Source organism: Pseudomonas sp. S3_A03 (genome assembly GCF_054668275.1).
In genome coordinates this window covers 5,033,226-5,050,237 of the sequence record NZ_CP162753.1, presented here as the reverse complement: position 1 = coordinate 5,050,237, position 17,012 = coordinate 5,033,226, and the positions used below count along the sequence as shown (strand labels likewise).

Genomic DNA, 17,012 nt, shown 5'->3' with positions numbered 1-17,012 from the left:
GACCTCTAGTGCACATCAAATGCGGTGTTCGGGCGGCTATCGCCAGAATAATTGCACTATTAAACCAGAGTAGGTGGGCGCTTCGCGGCCCCCGGTGAGCAAGCGGTCAGGCGTTAACCAATCAACCTCAACTCCTGCGCCCGCGCGACCGCCTGGGTGCGTCGCTCCACGCCAAGTTTGCTGTTGATATGGCTGGCGTGGGTCTTGACCGTGTGCAGGGAGATAAACAACCGGTTGCTGATCTCCTGGTTGGAGCAACCTTGGGCGATGAGTTGCAGGACTGCCAGTTCACGCACGCTCAGGGTTTCGTGATTGGACACTGTTTCGGCTATTACGGCCGCCGGCAACAGTGCCGACAGGCTCTGGCTCAGTAAGCCGTGCGGGTCTTTGCCCAACTGCTCGCGCATCCAGTCCGGGTAGCTGTCCAGCAAGCGCTGGAAGGGTTGCAATGCCCCGCCTGCGCCCGTTTCAAGCGCCCGGGCCAACACCGGCCGTGCCTTGAGTTCCTGGCCGCCATCGAGCAGCAACTGCGCCTGTTGGGTAAGCGCCATCAGGGCAATCATCAGGCGCCCGCTGTCATGGGCCCGCTGTGCCAGTGCAGCGAGCCGTTGCAATGCCGCGTCGGGTTGATGGCGGACGGCATCGAGCGCGGCTTGTTGCAGGCCGATATGTTGCGGCAGGTGCGGATGAAACTCCGGCGCGGCGGCGGCCTGCTCACCGTTATAGGTCTGCCCCAGTCGGGTCAGCCAGGCGTCGGCCAGGTCGGTGCGGCCCTGGGCCAGCCACAGTTCGCATTTGATCAGGGTGATCATCGCCAGGTAGTAGATCGGCGGCACATCCCAAATGTGCATCAAGCGCTCCGCCTCGGCCAGTTCGGCGAAGGCCTTGGCAAAGTCACCACGGCGCCCTTCGAAGCTGGCGATCACGCAATGGCCGATCAGCACGCTGATGTCGCGACAGGCACGCGCTTCGGCCAGGCCTGCGCGAAGATGGCTGATGCCGGCGTCGGGCTGGTTGCGTAACAACAGCAAGTACCCTTCGTACAACGACAGGCGCGCGCGCACCGCGTACAAGCGTTGCGGCGCCAGGCCCTGCAAACGTTGCAGGCCCTGGCGCACCTCATCGAGGGCACGCAGGATCTCGCCGCGCGCCTGCAGGACACGCGCACGGTCATAGTGGGCCAGGGCCTCGAACAGCGGGTTGCCGACCCGCTGCGCCAGCTCCAAGGATTCACGGTTCAAGCCGCGGGCGCGCCACAGATCGCCATCGGCGATGGCCAGGTTGGACAGCGTCGACAGGCACACCAGGCGCTGGCCGTACCGCCGCTGCGGCAAGCTTTCCAGGGCCTCGCTGCAATAGCGCTGGGTCAACTCACGATCACCTCGGCCCCGCGCGATAATTCCGCTCAGCGCCAGCCACTGGGCCAGCATCGACTTTTGTGCGGTGGCCGACGGCGCCGGCAGGAAGCGGCTGAGGTAGCCGGACAGCTCTTCCGCCGCATCCAACTGGCAGGCCAGCCCCAATGCCCAGCTGTACAGCACGATCAGACGCGGCGTGCTGATCAGCAGGCTGTCGGGCAGGTCCATTTTCCAGCGCAGCAGCATGCCCACATTCTGTTCGGCCAGCAGCTGTTCCTCGGACAGGTTCTGCACCAGGTTCGCCGCCACATCGAGGTGGCCGGCGCGCAACGCCTGCTCCACCGCCTCGTCGATCAGGCCTTGGCCATTGAACCAACGACACGCGCGCAGGTGCAGGCTGGCGGCGGGTAATAGGTTGTTGCTTGCGCGTCGGGTGCGCAGCAGGTCGGAGAATAAGTGGTGATAACGGTACCAGTGCCCCTGCTCGTCCAGAGGCACCAAAAACACTTGATGGGCTTGTAGATAACGCAGGATTTCCGCGCTGTCGTGGGCTTCGCGCACGGCATCGCACAGCTCGCTGCAAAAGCGCTCCTGGGGCGCGGTGTCGAACAGGAACGCCTGCACTTCGGCGGGCAGGCAGTCGATCACTTCTTCGAGCAGGTAGTCGCGGATCAGCCCTTCCCCACCGTGCAGGCTTTGCGGCAACGCGCCTTCGTTGCCGGCTTCGGACGCGGCCAGCAACCAGAAACGCAGGCCGGCCACCCAACCCTCGCTGCGGCGGATCAGGTTGTCGAGGGCCTCGCCCTTCAGGGAACTGCTGTGGCGGTCCAGCACCGCCAGGGATTCGGCATGGGTCAGACGCAGGTCTTGTTCGTGCAACTCCAGCAAGTGCCGTGACAGACGCAAGCGTGCCAGGTGCCAGTCAGGGCGCTGGCGACTGGTCACCAGTACCAGCAGGCCGTCAGGCAAATGGTTGAGGAAAAATTGCAGGCAGCGATCCAGCACCGGGCCCTGGGCCAGATGGTAGTCATCCAGCACCAGCAACAGCGGCGCGCGACTAGACAGGTGAACGGCCAACTCATCAAGCAAGCCGTCAAGCCACTCTTCAAAGGCAAACGGTTGGTGCCGCTGGCGCATTTTCAACAGGCCCAGGGAATGGCTGCCCAGTTGCGGGAAGTACTGCTGCAAGCCTTCAAGCAGGCGCTCAAGAAACCGGCCCGGGTCGTTGTCTCGCGGGCTCAGGCCCAGCCACAGGCTTTGCCAGTGCGCCGGCAGGCTCTGGCAGAACTCTACGGCCAACGAACTCTTGCCGAACCCGGCCGGTGCGCTGACCAGCAACAGTCGCCCTTGCAGACCGGCGCTCAGCCGCTCGCACAGCCGCGGTCGCGGCACGTAGCCGTCGGGCAGCGGAGGCCTGTAGAAGCGACCTTCCAGGGTTGGGATCACCGCACTGGGAGGCCCTTGGATTCGGGACAGATCAGTCATCGCCGGGCTCTTGTAGAAGGCTGTTGTCGGCATTGCAGATGTCCGCAGACTAGCGGTAAAAGCCGCTGCTTTGTAGATCTTTGCAACATTTGCCTGAAAAAGAACTGAGACAAAAAATATCGCAACAAACAAAAAGTGGGAGGGGGCGTGCTCCCGATAAAGGTGGATCAGTCAATGCCTATGCTGACTGTCACACCGCTATCGGGAGCAAGCCCCCTCCCACATTGGGTTACCGCTGCTGCTTAGCGAACACCATCCTGGCGCAGGGCCGCTGGGGTAAAGTCGCTGGTGGTGGCGGTGAAGCCGAAGTCATACGCCTGCTTCTCTTCGTTCTTCATGCCCAGGGCCAGGTAGCGGCCGGACTGCAGGTCGTAGAGGGTTTCCAGGGCGTACCACGGCACTTGCTTGTCGTAGTAGTTCTCGCCATGGGCTTCGGCGACGCGCCACAGTTGGCCACGACCATCGTAGTGATCGATCACCGCGGCTTGCCAGGTGTCTTCGTCGATGTAGAAGTCACGCTTGGCATAGATGTGACGCTGGCCTTCCTTCAAGGTGGCGACCACATGCCAGACGCGGCGCAGTTCGTAGCGCGTGAGGTCCTGGTTGATGTGGCCGGCCTTGATGATGTCGGCGTACTTGAGCTTGGGATCGTCGATCTTGTAGCTGTTGGAGGCGATGTAGATTTCCTTCTTGCCTTCCAGTTTCCAGTCGTAGCGATCCGGCGCACCGTTGTACATGTCGAGGTTGTCGGAGGTGCGCAGGCCGTCGGCGGCGGTACCCGGGCCGTCATAGGACACTTGCGGTGCCCGGCGCACACGGCGCTGGCCGGCGTTGTAGACCCACGCCGAACGCGGCTCCTTCACTTGGTCCAGGGTTTCATGCACCAGCAGCACACCACCGGCCAGACGTGCCGGCGCCGTCACTTGCTGCTTGAAGTAGAACAGGATGTTGCCCGGGTTTTTCGGGTCGAAATCCTTCATCTTGTCGCGGAACACAAACTGATCGCGGAAGTACACCAGGCTGTAGGAACCGTTGGTTTGCGGCGTAGCCTGGGTGACCAGGCGCGTCACGCTGCCGCCGCGATAACGGGTGATGTGGTTCCAGATGACTTCCACACCGCTTTTTGGGATCGGGAACGGCACGGCGGTTTCAAAGTTTTCCAGGCCGTTGCCGCCGGACACCAGGTTGGTGGTGGTGGCGTTCTTCTTGATGGAGGCGAACACCTCCGCCGGCACCGTGGCACCACGATGGGTCGGGTAGACCGGCATCTTGAAGGTTTCCGGGTAGCGCTTGAACATCGCGTACTGCCCCGGCGCCAGCTTGTCTTTGTACTGCTCGACGTTCTGCGCGGTGATGGTGAACTGCGGTTGCTCACTGGCGTACGGGTTGGCGAGGAAACCTTTGGCATCCACAGCGCCGGCGTTGGTCGGCATCGGCGACCATTTCGGGATGGTGCCGGCCGCGTTACCGGCCATTTCCGCGCCCATCGGCGTCAGGGTCGTGCCCAGCTTGGCGGCTTCATCCGCCGACACTGCCGCCATGACATTGCTCGCCAGGATCGACAGCCCAAGCACACCCACGTGCAACAGACTTTTGGTTATTTTCATGTTCTTGTTCTTCCTGAAATGCCTGCAACTTGAAAAAAGTGTGCTTAGAAGTTGGCGCCGAAGCTCAACGCGACGAAGTCGCGGTCATTTACCGTGCTGAAATCACCACCAAAGAAGTTGGTGTAAGCCAGGCTGGCGGTGTAGGTGTTCTGATACTCGGCATCCAGGCCCAGGCTGACCGCCTTGCGACCTTCTTCGAAGTTACCGCCAGGACCTGGCGAATAACCTTTCACGTCGTGGGACCACGCCACGTTTGGCTTGAGGTTGACGCCGGCGAACACATCCGGATATTCCCAGATTGCACGTGCGCGGTAGCCCCATGACGTGGCGGTGGTGAAACCATCATTGTTGCAGTTGGTGTTGAGGTTGGAGGCATTGGCCTGGCCGCCGCCTTGAGCGGTGGAGTTGTTGAGTGCGGTACAGAAACCACCCGGCAACTGGCCCGGACCGAACACGGGATCGCGGCCATAACGCGCCTGGGATTTACTCTCCAGCCCACCGACGTGGGTCACGCCGATTTCACCGACGGTGGTCAAGCGACTGGCGCCCATGACTTGATCGAAGAAGTGCGTGAACGTAGTTTGGAACTGGGTGACTTCCTTACGGTTATAGCCATGCAAGTCCTGCCCCGGCGACCCTTTCAATACCGACGCATTGTTGAACGGCGGAAGCGGCGTAACACCGGCAAAAAGTATGTCCGTGGTGCTCAGTTGTACCGGCGCATTAGGGCGATAGCTCAACTCGCCGCTCCATGCAGTACCCGTGGGCAGAGTGGTGGAGAAACTCAAGCCATAGAGACGAATATCTTCCGGGTACTCAACGAAATAATTGGAGTTGCCCGCGACCACCAAGGGACGCAATTGACCAGGCACACCTGGCGTTGCGCCGGTGTATTTCGATTGTGGGGCGCCCTGGGCACTGAAGATCGGCGCACGACTGTGGTAGTTCATGAAGTACGCGCCGAACTCTGTGTCCAGAGGTTCGAAGTTGTAGTGGAACGCGACACCGAACTGGCCACTGTCACGCGCATCACGATCCGGGCCGCGACGCACCAATACGCCCTCGTTGTTGACGTCGACGCCATTTGCGGCGAGCGCTGGCAGCACTGCGCCAGGCAGGAAGCGACGACTGTTCAGCACCCGCAAATTGTTACTGCAGCCATCGGAAATAACATCAGGCTGCGAGAAGAAGGTGCCGCAGTTATCAGTAACGGTCTGGTCCCATTCCAACTGGTAGAACGCTTCCGCCGACAGGTTATCTGTGAGGGTCTGCGACACATAGAACATGTTGACCGGAATCAGGCCTTCCTTGATCTCGGCTCCCGGACGACGGAATGCGGACACATCGATCGGGTTGATGGAGTTGATGCCGCCGCCGATGAAGGTACTTTCACCCCAGCTCACTACTTGCTTACCGAACCGCACGTTACCGGGCTGATCGGCAATGGTGTAGTTGTGATAGACAAATGCATCGAGAATCTGCCCGCCGGACGACTTGGCGCCCTCTTTGCGGTTGTTGTCACTGATGTCCTTGAACTCACGGCTCTCGTCCTTGAGTTCGAAGTCATACCAATACTTGCCACGCACAAACACACCGGTGTCGCCGTACTTCAGCTCAAGGTCATGGATACCCTTGAAGATCTTCGAGAAGGTTTCCCCGCGCTTGAAGTTCAAGTGACCGTCATCGGAAGTCTGGGACAACCCCTTGCCACCGTTGTTGACGCCAATGAGGTCACGATTGGGCTTGGCCGTCGACCAACTCGCCCCCACAGAAAGCGACGAGTCAAAGCTCCCTTCGATTTCACCGATATTGAAACTGACGCCGAATGCAGGCCCGGCGAGCGTAGAGGCGAGGCTGACGGCCAGGGGCAATCTTGCCCGGCGCCAGAACTGGTTTACTGAGGTCATCGACGCTACTCCATGTGCATTATTGTTATGGCAGTGAGTTCTTTCTGTGATGCTTGTATCGGCCGGAATACAACGATTCCAATGCCGCCTGGCAACTGAACCTCCATGGCCCGAAGCGACGCATCCTTGAAAAACCCATGGTGGGACTATAGCCAGCAGGGGGTACCGCTTGATCCCTCTAAAGTGTGATTTGCATCACCGACCCGTCTGCCACAGTCCTTTCGCCATGCCGGCGAAGGCCGACGCGGAGAGGATGGCTGAAAATCCGTAAATCACAAGTGAAGGCGCAAGATAGAGCATTGCCGTGCCCGAACGGGCACGGCGAAGGGCGTCAGAGGGTGGACAGGAAGGTGCTGTTGTTGGCCTGCCATTCAATGATGTCAATGCGGATACGTTTTTTGTCGAGCTTGCCGACGCTGGTCTTGGGAATTTCCGTAACAACGGCGATCTGGCTCGGAATCGCCCACTTGCTCAAATGGCCCAATTCCACAAAAGGCTTGAGGTGCTCCTTGAGCTCGCGGGCCCCTATCATATGGCCATCACGCACCACCAACAGCGCAAACGGGCGCTCGCCCCACTGCGGATCGGCGATGCCCACCACCGCTACTTCGCGTACCGCCGGGTGACGGCTGACCAGGTCCTCAAGAGCCAGCGAGGAAATCCACTCGCCACCGGTCTTGATGACATCCTTGATGCGGTCGCGGATATCGATCACCCCGAACGCGTCCAGCGTGGCCACGTCTCCGGTGTGCATCCAACCACCGGCCCACAGCTCGGCGCCCTTTTGCGGCTCGTTGTAATAGCCTTCGGTCAGCCACGGCGCGCGCAGCACCAACTCGCCCTGGGACTCACCGTCGGCGGGCAGGAAGTTACCGTCGCCATCCATGATCGCCGCTTCCACCAGCGGCCCCGGCACCCCCGCCTTGATACGGTAAGTGATGCGCTCGTCTTCGCCGCCGGCCAGCAGTTCTTCGTTGAGATGGGCACAGGACACCAGCGGCCCGGTCTCGGACATGCCGTACGCGGCGGTCAGCTGGATACCACGGGCCTTGGACGCTTCATACAGCGTACGGTTGAGCGCGCTGCCGCCGATGACGATTTTCCAGCCCCCGAAATCCACGCCTTGGGCAGCCTTGGCATTGAGCACCATTTGCAGGATGGTCGGCACGCAGTGAGAGAAGGTGACCTTTTCTTTGCGCCACAGCTCCACCAGGTATTCCGGGTCGTAGCGGCCAGGGTAAACCTGCTTGAGGCCGAGCATGGTCGCCACATACGGCAAGCCCCAGGCATGCACGTGGAACATCGGTGTGATCGGCATGTACACATCGTTGGTGCCCAGCAGGCGCACGCTGTCGACGCTGCCCATGATGGTCGCCACGCCGATGGTGTGCAGTACCAGCTGGCGATGGGTGAAATACACGCCCTTGGGATTGCCCGTGGTACCGGTGGTATAGAAGGTGGTGGCGACGGAATGCTCGTCAAAGTCCTGGAAGTCGTAGTGAGGGCTGGCGGCGGCCAGCAGCGTTTCGTACTCGCCTACCAGGCTGGGCAACTCGGCGGTTTTGGACTCCCCGTCGGTGAGCAGCAGGGTCTTGTCGACCGTAGTCAGTTGCCCGGCAATCGCCTGGTAAAGCCCCACGAACTCACTGTTGACCAGTACGAAACGGTCCTCGGCATGGTTCATGGTGTAGAGAATCTGTTCCGGCGACAGACGCACGTTAATGGTGTGGATCACCGCGCCGATCATCGGGATGGCGAACATGCATTCCAGGTAGCGATGGCTGTCCCAGTCCATTACCGCCACGGTATCACCGGCCTTGACCCCGGCCTCGGTCAGCACATTGGCCAGGCGCGCAACCCGCTCCATCAGCGTCGGGTAGGTGTAACGCAGTTTGTCGCGATAGACGATTTCCCGGGTTTTTTCGTAGCGGGCGCCGGACATCAGCAAACGCTTGATCAACAGCGGGTACTGGTAGGCACCTTCGGCGGGGGGGATAACACGGGTCTGCAACATACGAATCCCTTTTATGACTGCACGGTCTTGGCTGAACGATCTGCACTGTAGAGCGCTTATGTTTCAGCCAAATCAGCCAAAGGAATGATTTGCAGAGCCCGGCAAATACTAGCTTTGCGCCACCATCCTGGACTCACAAAGATCAATGTGGGAGGGGGCTTGCCCCCGATGGCGGCGTTTCAGGCAAATGTTTATCAACTGATCCACCGCTATCGGGGGCAAGCCCCCTTCCACATTTTGACCGTGCCTACTTGAGCGAGCAGCGGTTATTTCATGCTGGTAAAGGCCAGCTTCACGCCGATGGCGATCAACACCGCGCCCATGGTGCGATCGAACCAGTGGCCCATTCGCGCAAAGCCCGCACGCACGCGCTGCTGGCTGAACAACATGGCTACCATGCAAAACCACAACGCCGTCGCCACCGCCAGGTACACACCGTAACCCGCCTGCACCGCGAGCGGCGTGTGCGGGTTGATGACCACGGTGAACAGCGACAGAAAGAACAACGTCGCCTTGGGGTTCAGGCCGTTGGTCACAAAGCCCGCGGTAAACGCGCCGCGTGGGGTGCGTTCGCCCGCTTCACGATGTAACTCGCCCTCGGCGGCGGGCTTGGCCGGTTGCGCGCGCAGGGCCTTGAAACCGATGTACAGCAAGTACGCCGCCGCAGCCCATTTCAATGCATTGAACAGCACGATGGACTGGGACACGATCAAGCCGATGCCGAGCAACGAATACCCCACGTGCAGAAAAATCGCCGAGCCCACGCCCAGCGCCGTCCAGGTGCCGGCGCGACGGCCATGGGTCACGCTTTCACGCACCACCACGGCGAAATCCGGGCCGGGGCTGGCCACCGCCAGGAGGTGAATCAGGGCCACGGTCAAAAACTCGGCGAGGTACATACGCACTCCATTAAGTAACGGATTATTTCATCTGATAGGCTCGGCAGATTACGCCTTCGAACCCTGCTGCAAAAGGTACAGTTGATGACGAACAATCGCCGCGCCGTCTTCCTTGATCACCCGTCCCTGGACCTGGGGGACCTCGACCTCAGTGGTTTACGCGACTGCTTCAGTGACCTGCAGTTGTACCCGGACACCACGCCGCAGAACGTGATTGCGCGCCTGCAAGGCGTCCAGGCGGTCATCAGTAACAAGATTGCGCTCAACGCCGAGACCCTGGCGGCCTGCCCGGAGCTCAAGCTGATCCTGGTATCGGCCACCGGCACCAACAACATTGACCTGCAAGCCGCCCGTGCCCATGGCATCACCGTGAGTAACTGCCAGGGTTACGGCACACCCTCGGTGGCGCAACACACAATCATGCTGTTGCTCAACCTGGCGACCCGCTTGCAGGACTATCAACGGGACGTGACCGCCGGCAAGTGGCAGCAAGCCAAACAGTTCTGCCTGCTGGACCATCCTATCGTCGAACTGGAAGGCAAGACCCTTGGTCTGCTGGGCCACGGTGAGCTGGGCAGTGCTGTGGCGCGTCTGGCCGAAGCCTTTGGCATGCGCGTGCTGCTCGGCGCCATCCCAGGGCGCCCCGCCCGCGCAGATCGCGTGCCGTTGGATGAGTTGCTCCCCCAAGTCGACGCCCTCACGTTGCACTGCCCGCTCAACGAGCACACCCGCGGCTTTATCGGCGCCCGTGAACTGGCACTGCTCAAGCCGGGCGCGTTGGTGGTCAATACGGCGCGCGGTGGTTTGATCAACGAACAGGCCCTGGCTGAGGCCTTGCGCAGCGGTCATCTGGGTGGCGCGGCCACCGACGTACTGAGCGTGGAGCCGCCGGTCGACGGCAACCCGTTGCTGGCCGCTGACATTCCACGGCTGATCGTCACCCCCCACAACGCCTGGGGCAGTCGCGAAGCACGACAGCGCATCGTCGGCCAACTGACTGAAAACGCCTTGGGCTTTTTCAGCGGCGCCCCGCTGCGTGTCGTCAGTTGATAAACTGCGCCCCTTTTCAAGGAGCAGACCATGGATCCGCGCAGTGAAGTACTGCTTCGTCAGGCCGAACTTTTTCAAGGCAATTTGCTGTTGGTGGGTTTGCCCGCCGACGACCTGCTGGGCCGCCTGCCCAACGCCCACGGCTGGAGCTGGCACGCCGGTGACCAGGCGGCGCTCGACGCACGGTTCCCCGAGCGCAGCCAGTTTGGCGTGAATGTGCCAGAGCGTGAGTTCGATGCAGCGGTGATCTTCCTGCCCAAATCCAAGGACCTCACCGATTACCTGCTGAACGCCGTGGCCGCGCGCCTACCCGGCGCCGAGCTGTTTCTGGTCGGAGAGAAAAAAGCGGTATTGAAAGCGCCGCCAAACAGATGATCCCCTTGGGCAAGCCGCGCAAGCTCGACAACGCGCGGCATTGCCAGCTGTGGCAAATCACCGTGGCCAACGCACCACAAGCGGTGGCGCTGGAGAGTCTGGCGCAAGTCTTTGAAGTGCCGCTGGCCGAAGGTCCACTCAATGTCGTGAGCTTGCCGGGTGTGTTCAGCCATGGCCGCCTGGACCGTGGCACCGAGCTGTTGCTGGAGCACTTGGACAAACTGCCGAGTGGCCACCTGCTGGACTTCGGTTGCGGCGCCGGCGTGCTGGGGGCTGCGGTGAAACGCCGTTACCCGCACAACAGCGTGACGATGCTGGACGTAGACGCCTTCGCGGCTGCCAGCAGCCGCCTGACCCTGGCGGCCAACGGCCTGGAAGCCGAGGTGCTGACCGGCGATGGCATCGACGCCGCGCCGATGGGGTTGAATGCGATTCTGAGCAACCCACCGTTCCATGTCGGGGTACACACCGATTATTTCGCCACCGAGAACCTGCTGCGAAAAGCAGCCAAACACCTGGCAAAAGGCGGTGAACTTCGGCTGGTCGCCAACAGTTTCCTCAAGTACCAGCCGCTGATCGAAGAGCACTTGGGCGTGTGTGCGATCAAGGCCGAAGGTAATGGTTTTCGCATCTACCGCGCCAAGCGCGGCTGACAGGCGTTTGAAAAAGAAGGCTTGCCGAATGGATTTTGCCTAGGCAGAATCCGCTCCGTCCTAGGGGAGTAGTCTCCCACGAGCCGAACGCTCGTCCGGCATACGTCAACATACTTGGTCAGCAGACCATGGCGTATGCGACCCAGGAGTCCGCACAGACGGACCGGGGTTTGACAAGACCTATGACACGCACACCTTACCCGGGGCGGGAAGGCTGTACGTGTCATAGCCGTGTCGACCCGCCCCTGGAAACCTACCTGATGCTGGATTCACTCCTCGTTCCAACTGCAATCGTTGCCTTGGCCGAAATCGGCGACAAGACGCAACTGCTCGCACTCATTCTCGCCGCTCGCTTCCGCAAGCCCTGGCCGATCATCGCCGGCATCGTTGCCGCGACCCTGGCCAACCATGCGGCCGCCGGTGCCGTGGGCGCCTGGTTTGGCAGTTTCTTCTCGGATGCGGTGTTGCACTGGATCCTTGCGGCGAGCTTCTGCGCGACCGCCCTGTGGACCCTGGTGCCCGACAAGCTCGACGACGACGAAGCCAGCACCACACGCAAGTTCGGGCCGTTCCTGACCACACTGATTGCATTTTTCCTGGCAGAAATAGGTGACAAGACGCAGATCGCCACGGTGATGCTGGCGGCGCAATACCCTGAGCTGTGGCTGGTCATCATCGGTACCACCCTGGGCATGTTGATTGCCAACGTACCGGTGGTTCTGGCGGGGAATTTCGCGGCGGAAAAATTGCCGTTGACGTTGATTCGTCGATTGGCGGCAACGGCGTTCTTCGTGCTGGCGATTGTGGCGGTGTACAAAGCCATGCAAAGCAGTGGCTGGATCTAAGGCGCTAAGCCTGCAAACCCAAACCAATGTGGGAGGGTGTAGAACCCTCCCACATTTAGGTCTTCATCAAGCCTTAGGACTTCTTGGCCTGTTGGTAGAGCGGCATCACCTTCGGAATCGCCGCCTGCAGCGACGCAATCCGGCTGTCGGACGCGGGGTGCGTACTCATGAACTCAGGCGGCGCACCTTCCGATGCCTTGGCCATTTTGTTCCACAGCGTGATGGCCGCGTTCGGGTTGTAGCCGGCGCGGGCCGATAGCTCCAGGCCGATCAGGTCGGCTTCGTTTTCATTGCTGCGGCTGTTGGGCAAGGTCATGCCATAGTTGGCCACGGTGTCGGCCAGTGCCAGGCTGTCCTGGCCCAGGCCGAACAACGCACCGGCGCCCTGCTTGGCCATCTCGATACCGTAGGCCTTGGACATGGCTTCGCGACCGTGTTCACGCAAGGCGTGGGCGATTTCATGGCCCATCACCGCAGCCAGCTCGTCATCGGTGAGTTTGAGATTGTCGATCAGCGCGCTGTAAACCAGGATCTTGCCGCCAGGCCCGCAGTTGGCGTTCATCTCATCGCTCTTGATCAGGTTGACTTCCCAGTTCCACTGGGCGGCATCCGCACGGAAGGTCGGCGCCTGGGCGATCAAGCGCTTGGCGATGGCCTGCACGCGCTTGGCGTTGGCGCTGGTCTTGTCCAAGACCCCTTTGCCGCTGGCCTCACCCAGGGTCTGCTGGTAGGACTGGGCATACATCTGGTCAACTTCCTGACTCGACAGCATGCTGAACATGTATTGCTTGCGCTCAACTCCAACGGCGCCGCCGCTGGTGGTATTGACCGACTGACACCCAGCCAGCAGCATCGCCGCAGCCAGTACGCTTACCGCCACTGTTTTTTTCATCAACACTCTCTCCCTGAAAAAACGCCCTTGAAACATGGCGCGTATCGTAGGCGCTCATTTGTATCCACGCCAGATACACCAGACGTGTAGCTGCAAATTTTCAGATACATCCCACAGTCGCCAGGCTTAAGCCGGCGTCAGGCACTCCGGCCCATTGAGCTTGGGATCGTTGACCATATTGGCCAGGACGCGCTCGCGCAATGCGACGGGTTCACTGGCCAATAGGCCTTGCAGCACATGCAGCGGCGTCTCGGGGTCGAGCCAGGCCGCCTGCCCCGCCACATCCAGAATCAGTGGTCGACGCTGGCTCTGCGCGGCCTGGGTGACCACTGCCGTGCTCAGCCACACCTGCTCCTGCACCGGATAGGCTTCCCAGATCGCGGCAAAAAACAATGTGGAGCCCTCCCCCGGTGTCAGCCAGTACGGGCGCTTGCGCTGGGTGCCACGCCACTCGTAGAAACCATTGGCCGGCAGCAGGCAGCGCCGCTGACGGAACGCCTCGCGAAACATCGGTTGTTCGGCCAGGGTTTCGGCGCGGGCATGGGCCGGGGTGCGGGAAAGGTCGGTGAGCCAGGGTGGCGTCAGGCCCCAGCGGGCGCGGGCCAGGGTGCGCTGGCCGTCGGCGGCGCGCTGGATCAGCACGGAATCATTCGGGGAGATGTTCCACTGGGCTTGCTGGTCGGCCGGAAAGCCCGGCAAGGCAGCAAAGGAAGGGTTCCAGCGAAACAGGGCATAACGTCCACACATGGGGCAACACGACTCTTGGGTAAACCGACCGACAGCCTAACAGACCAGCACGTCGGGGAAGCTGTCGGGTTCATCGCCGGGCACGGGCTGCGCACCGATATAGGCAGTGATCAGCTCGCGGGCATCGGCGGCGCGGTCATTATCGACTTCCAGGCCCAGCAAGCCGAAGATCGGCAATTCGCCGGTGCCGCCGAGCAAATGACGCCCCACCAGGTGCGCCTCGATGCCCTCGCTGGCGAGCATCTTTTGCAACAGCTCGCCCTCCATCAGGTTTTCCGGTTCGTAGATTCGCTGCATGGGCGCACCTGCTATTCGTTTTCACTGCGGGTGTCGAGCATCCACTCGTCACCATGCACCTGCAGGTCGAAAATAATCGGGCGGCAGCACACCTGACAGTCTTCGATATAACACTGATCTGCGCCCGACAAGTCCACCGTCGTCTCGACCTTTTCACCGCAATAAGGACAATCGTACGTCGCAGTTTCCAGCATCGCAGTCTCCCAAGTGACTTGTGCGTATAATCGCCGGTCTATTTACAGGGCTATTTTCGGCCTGGCCCATTACCTGGTCCGCACCCTGGTTTTTCCTTTACTTACCCTAGCCGTTTCTAACAAGAGAGCATGATGGGCGAATTCGATACCATCCGACCTTATAACGACAGCGAAGTCCCGGCAGTGCTGGACCGGCTGTTCAGTGACAAGGCCTTTCTGGACATCCTGACCCACTTCCGCTTCCCGCGCTTCGCCGGCCCCCTGGGCTGGTTGCTCAAGCCGATGATCGCTCGCAAGCTGCGCCGTGAATTCGCCGGGGTCACCACCGTGGCCACGCTGCAGGACAAAGTCGAGTATTACGTCGACCACACCATCGACCGGGCGACCGACGGCGTGACCTACACTGGCGTCGAGCAGCTCAAGTCCGGCAGCGCCTACCTGTTTTTGGCCAACCACCGCGATATCGTGATGGACCCGGCCTTCGTCAACTACGCCGTGTATCACGCCGGCCTGCCGACGCCACGCATCGCCATTGGTGACAACCTGCTGCAAAAGCCCTTCGTCAGCGACCTGATGCGCCTGAACAAGAGCTTTATCGTGCACCGTTCAATCACTGGGCGAAAGGAGAAGATGGCGGCGTTCAACCTATTGTCGGCCTACATCAATCATTCGATCCGCAACGACTGCCAGTCGATCTGGATAGCCCAGGCAGAAGGCCGGGCCAAGGATGGGGATGATCGCACCGAATCGGCGATCCTCAAGATGTTTCACGTCAGCCGCAAGGACGAGCCGTTTGCCGAAGTGATCCAGTCGCTGAACCTGACGCCGGTGTCCATCAGCTACGAATACGACCCGTGTGATTCGGCCAAGGCGCGCGAGTTGTACATCCGCGCAACCACGGGCACTTATGTAAAAGCGCAGGGCGAGGATGACGTCAGCATTGCCCTGGGCATCACCGGCTATAAAGGCCGCGTCCATATCAACTTCGCACCTCCGATTACCGAGCGTTTCGAAGACACCAAAGTACTGGCCGTGGAGATGGACCGGCAGATTCTGGGCGGTTATCGGTTGTTCCCGGTGCACTATCTGGCCTACGCCCAGTGGAGCGACGCCGACCCGCAATTGCAGGTACCAAAGGCCGCCGAGCTGTTCCCCGCAGATGAACTGGCCAAGGCGCAGGCGGAATGGGACCGACGCTTGAACGAGTGCCCCGCTGAGCACCGGCCCTACCTGGTGGTGCAGTACGCGACACCTGTGCGCAACCAGTACCGCGTTAAAGCCGGCATTCCCCTGTAAACGCCGAGCTTGAAAATGTGGGAGGGGGCTTGCTCCCTCCCACATTTGGTTTGCGCTGCGTTTATAGGTGGGTGCTGAGCCAGGAGATGCTCAGCGCCAGCCCCATACACACAAAACCGACTCGATAAGCCACACGGTGCGCCCGCTCGGTGCGCACATCCAGAAACAGCATGGGTTGGTCGATCGTGCGCTTCTCACTTTGCGCGGTCAGGTCAGCCATCGCGCGTTGCTCGCGCAGTCGGGTAATGAACAGGAGCGCTGCGCCGGGGCAGGCCACCGCTAAAGCGAGAGCATTGATCAATAGTGCGGGCAGGGCCATCGCAAACCTCAGCGAAACAGTGACTGGGTATCAGCCCAGCTACAAACCTGGACGATAGTGGCCTCCAGCGCCGAAAACGCTCCATCCCCCATGAACGGTTAATGTATCCAGTAATTTACAGCGTCACCTGAACGTCACCTTAACAAGCCACTCTGTTGCCCTTCGAACGTTCGGGAGCTTGTCATGTTGCACGCACACAACCAGGATCGGCTGTATCTGATGGCCCAAAGCGACGAGCAGGAGGCGCTGGTCGGCAGCCTGGCGTTCAACGTGCAGGACCGCCACTGGCTGGTGTATTGCGCCCTTGGCGGGCATCAACATGCCGACCTGCCGGAAGCCGATCTGTTGACGGGGGTAAGCATGCTGGACTTCCGTATCGACACAGCCGCATGAAACTCAAGACATAAAAAAACCGGGCTCAACCAAACCCGGTTTTTTTGCGAAACGGTTATTGCGCGCTGAGCAACTGGCCGATGCTCGGGTCTTTGAACAGGCGGGTCAACGCGTCACTGAGGACGTCGCTGACCAGCTTGGTGTTGGTTTCCTGGTTGGGCGACATGCCGAAGCGCTGGTTGAGCGACGCACCATAGCGACCACTGTAGCGACGGGTGCCGGCGGTGACGTCGGACTTGAACGTAGCGCCGATGGCGGCTTCAGTCACGTACAGGCCTTCTTTGGGCGACTGATACTTCAGCTCCGCCAGGGTGATGGTCAACTGGGGAGCGCCCGGGGCGTTGGGGCTCGGGGTGAAGCCCAACAGGCGCACGGCCGCTTCAGCCTGGGCCTGCAGCTTGGGCAGCACGTCCTGGCCGGTGACCGAAATCAGCGCGGTCTCCGGGTACAGGCCGCCGCGCGAACCGAGCGTAGGCGACGGGCGACCATCCACTACACGCACCGACACCGGCTGGCCGTGGCCTACCGGCGCCAGCTGGGTGGTGAGCTTAGGTTGCGGGCTGAGTTGTTGCGGGCTGTTGGCGCAGCCAACCAAAGTCAAACTGGTCACAGTGATCAAACCGAACAACAGGCGTTGCAACATACTCATTTCTCCAGGACTAGGTGCAAACAGGCGGGCAG

15 protein-coding genes, 1 pseudogene and 1 riboswitch are annotated in these 17,012 nt (G+C 60.9%); of the genes and pseudogenes, 5 read left to right on the top strand and 11 right to left on the bottom strand.

Annotation, left to right across the window (positions count from 1 at the left end; translation table 11 throughout):
* Positions 1–113: 113 nt before the first annotated feature.
* The 5 genes from AB4O25_RS23125 to AB4O25_RS23105 all read right to left on the bottom strand — a co-directional run bounded on the left by AB4O25_RS23125 (position 114) and on the right by AB4O25_RS23105 (position 9,270).
* Complete coding sequence (locus AB4O25_RS23125) at positions 114–2,843, bottom strand: LuxR C-terminal-related transcriptional regulator (protein ID WP_460150005.1); 2,730 nt, start codon at positions 2,841–2,843, stop codon at positions 114–116.
* Positions 2,844–3,085: 242 nt separating this feature from the next.
* The gene (locus AB4O25_RS23120) at positions 3,086–4,450 is read right to left on the bottom strand and encodes a DUF1329 domain-containing protein (RefSeq protein WP_017526165.1); all 1,365 of its coding nucleotides are present in this window, start codon (positions 4,448–4,450) and stop codon (positions 3,086–3,088) included.
* A 44-nt stretch (positions 4,451–4,494) separates the two neighbouring features.
* Complete coding sequence (locus AB4O25_RS23115; protein ID WP_017526164.1) at positions 4,495–6,357, bottom strand: DUF1302 domain-containing protein; 1,863 nt, start codon at positions 6,355–6,357, stop codon at positions 4,495–4,497.
* 331 nt (positions 6,358–6,688) lie between these two features.
* Entirely contained in the window at positions 6,689–8,371 is a 1,683-nt protein-coding gene (locus AB4O25_RS23110) for a fatty acid--CoA ligase (RefSeq protein ID WP_068937027.1), read from the bottom strand.
* A 266-nt stretch (positions 8,372–8,637) separates the two neighbouring features.
* Positions 8,638–9,270 carry a LysE family translocator gene (locus AB4O25_RS23105; RefSeq protein ID WP_017526162.1) on the bottom strand — a complete coding sequence of 211 codons (633 nt, stop codon included), beginning with the start codon at positions 9,268–9,270 and terminating at the stop codon, positions 8,638–8,640.
* Between the two features lie 84 nt (positions 9,271–9,354).
* Between AB4O25_RS23105 and AB4O25_RS23100 the strand changes: the two genes are divergently transcribed.
* From AB4O25_RS23100 to AB4O25_RS23090, 3 genes and pseudogenes are all read left to right on the top strand, one after another.
* Positions 9,355–10,320 carry a 2-hydroxyacid dehydrogenase gene (locus AB4O25_RS23100; protein ID WP_065877277.1) on the top strand — a complete coding sequence of 322 codons (966 nt, stop codon included), beginning with the start codon at positions 9,355–9,357 and terminating at the stop codon, positions 10,318–10,320.
* 30 nt (positions 10,321–10,350) lie between these two features.
* A pseudogene (locus tag AB4O25_RS23095) lies at positions 10,351–11,348 on the top strand (methyltransferase).
* A gap of 50 nt (positions 11,349–11,398) precedes the next feature.
* Positions 11,399–11,520, top strand: a riboswitch (yybP-ykoY riboswitch).
* An 88-nt stretch (positions 11,521–11,608) separates the two neighbouring features.
* Entirely contained in the window at positions 11,609–12,193 is a 585-nt protein-coding gene (locus AB4O25_RS23090) for a TMEM165/GDT1 family protein (RefSeq protein ID WP_005784895.1), read from the top strand.
* Positions 12,194–12,266: 73 nt separating this feature from the next.
* On the opposite strand, the gene AB4O25_RS23085 is transcribed toward AB4O25_RS23090, so the two are convergent.
* The 4 genes from AB4O25_RS23085 to AB4O25_RS23070 form a co-directional block, all read right to left on the bottom strand.
* Entirely contained in the window at positions 12,267–13,085 is an 819-nt protein-coding gene (locus AB4O25_RS23085; RefSeq protein ID WP_017526159.1) for a M48 family metallopeptidase, read from the bottom strand.
* 126 nt (positions 13,086–13,211) lie between these two features.
* On the bottom strand, positions 13,212–13,832 hold the full coding sequence (locus AB4O25_RS23080; protein WP_017526158.1) for an SOS response-associated peptidase: 621 nt from the start codon (positions 13,830–13,832) through the stop codon (positions 13,212–13,214).
* 36 nt (positions 13,833–13,868) lie between these two features.
* Positions 13,869–14,129 carry a putative signal transducing protein gene (locus tag AB4O25_RS23075; protein ID WP_017526157.1) on the bottom strand — a complete coding sequence of 87 codons (261 nt, stop codon included), beginning with the start codon at positions 14,127–14,129 and terminating at the stop codon, positions 13,869–13,871.
* 11 nt (positions 14,130–14,140) lie between these two features.
* On the bottom strand, positions 14,141–14,323 hold the full coding sequence (locus tag AB4O25_RS23070; RefSeq protein WP_017526156.1) for a CPXCG motif-containing cysteine-rich protein: 183 nt from the start codon (positions 14,321–14,323) through the stop codon (positions 14,141–14,143).
* 132 nt (positions 14,324–14,455) lie between these two features.
* Here AB4O25_RS23070 and AB4O25_RS23065 point away from each other — a divergent pair, with 132 nt between their 5' ends.
* Entirely contained in the window at positions 14,456–15,619 is a 1,164-nt protein-coding gene (locus AB4O25_RS23065; protein WP_026067128.1) for a 1-acyl-sn-glycerol-3-phosphate acyltransferase, read from the top strand.
* Between the two features lie 61 nt (positions 15,620–15,680).
* Here the strand turns inward: AB4O25_RS23065 and AB4O25_RS23060 are convergent, their stop codons facing one another.
* Complete coding sequence (locus AB4O25_RS23060; protein WP_017526154.1) at positions 15,681–15,938, bottom strand: hypothetical protein; 258 nt, start codon at positions 15,936–15,938, stop codon at positions 15,681–15,683.
* A gap of 183 nt (positions 15,939–16,121) precedes the next feature.
* On the opposite strand from AB4O25_RS23060, the gene AB4O25_RS23055 reads away from it, so the two are divergent.
* Positions 16,122–16,331: a hypothetical protein gene (locus AB4O25_RS23055; protein ID WP_017526153.1), complete on the top strand. Its 210-nt coding sequence runs from the start codon at positions 16,122–16,124 to the stop codon at positions 16,329–16,331.
* A gap of 55 nt (positions 16,332–16,386) precedes the next feature.
* Here the strand turns inward: AB4O25_RS23055 and AB4O25_RS23050 are convergent, their stop codons facing one another.
* Entirely contained in the window at positions 16,387–16,974 is a 588-nt protein-coding gene (locus AB4O25_RS23050; RefSeq protein ID WP_017526152.1) for a YajG family lipoprotein, read from the bottom strand.
* Positions 16,975–17,012 lie beyond the last annotated feature (38 nt).

What these genes read in the sequence shown, in the direction of transcription:
- AB4O25_RS23080 (WP_017526158.1), bottom strand. Translation starts at nt 13,832, where the DNA reads ATGTGTGGACGTTATGCCCTGTTTCGCTGGAACCCTTCCTTTGCTGCC.
- AB4O25_RS23105 (WP_017526162.1), bottom strand. Translation starts at nt 9,270, where the DNA reads ATGTACCTCGCCGAGTTTTTGACCGTGGCCCTGATTCACCTCCTGGCG.
- AB4O25_RS23090 (WP_005784895.1), top strand. Translation starts at nt 11,609, where the DNA reads ATGCTGGATTCACTCCTCGTTCCAACTGCAATCGTTGCCTTGGCCGAA.
- AB4O25_RS23085 (WP_017526159.1), bottom strand. Translation starts at nt 13,085, where the DNA reads ATGAAAAAAACAGTGGCGGTAAGCGTACTGGCTGCGGCGATGCTGCTG.
- AB4O25_RS23115 (WP_017526164.1), bottom strand. Translation starts at nt 6,357, where the DNA reads ATGACCTCAGTAAACCAGTTCTGGCGCCGGGCAAGATTGCCCCTGGCC.
- AB4O25_RS23060 (WP_017526154.1), bottom strand. Translation starts at nt 15,938, where the DNA reads ATGGCCCTGCCCGCACTATTGATCAATGCTCTCGCTTTAGCGGTGGCC.
- AB4O25_RS23070 (WP_017526156.1), bottom strand. Translation starts at nt 14,323, where the DNA reads ATGCTGGAAACTGCGACGTACGATTGTCCTTATTGCGGTGAAAAGGTC.
- AB4O25_RS23125 (WP_460150005.1), bottom strand. Translation starts at nt 2,843, where the DNA reads ATGACTGATCTGTCCCGAATCCAAGGGCCTCCCAGTGCGGTGATCCCA.
- AB4O25_RS23065 (WP_026067128.1), top strand. Translation starts at nt 14,456, where the DNA reads ATGGGCGAATTCGATACCATCCGACCTTATAACGACAGCGAAGTCCCG.
- AB4O25_RS23110 (WP_068937027.1), bottom strand. Translation starts at nt 8,371, where the DNA reads ATGTTGCAGACCCGTGTTATCCCCCCCGCCGAAGGTGCCTACCAGTAC.
- AB4O25_RS23100 (WP_065877277.1), top strand. Translation starts at nt 9,355, where the DNA reads ATGACGAACAATCGCCGCGCCGTCTTCCTTGATCACCCGTCCCTGGAC.
- AB4O25_RS23120 (WP_017526165.1), bottom strand. Translation starts at nt 4,450, where the DNA reads ATGAAAATAACCAAAAGTCTGTTGCACGTGGGTGTGCTTGGGCTGTCG.
- AB4O25_RS23055 (WP_017526153.1), top strand. Translation starts at nt 16,122, where the DNA reads ATGTTGCACGCACACAACCAGGATCGGCTGTATCTGATGGCCCAAAGC.
- AB4O25_RS23075 (WP_017526157.1), bottom strand. Translation starts at nt 14,129, where the DNA reads ATGCAGCGAATCTACGAACCGGAAAACCTGATGGAGGGCGAGCTGTTG.
- AB4O25_RS23050 (WP_017526152.1), bottom strand. Translation starts at nt 16,974, where the DNA reads ATGTTGCAACGCCTGTTGTTCGGTTTGATCACTGTGACCAGTTTGACT.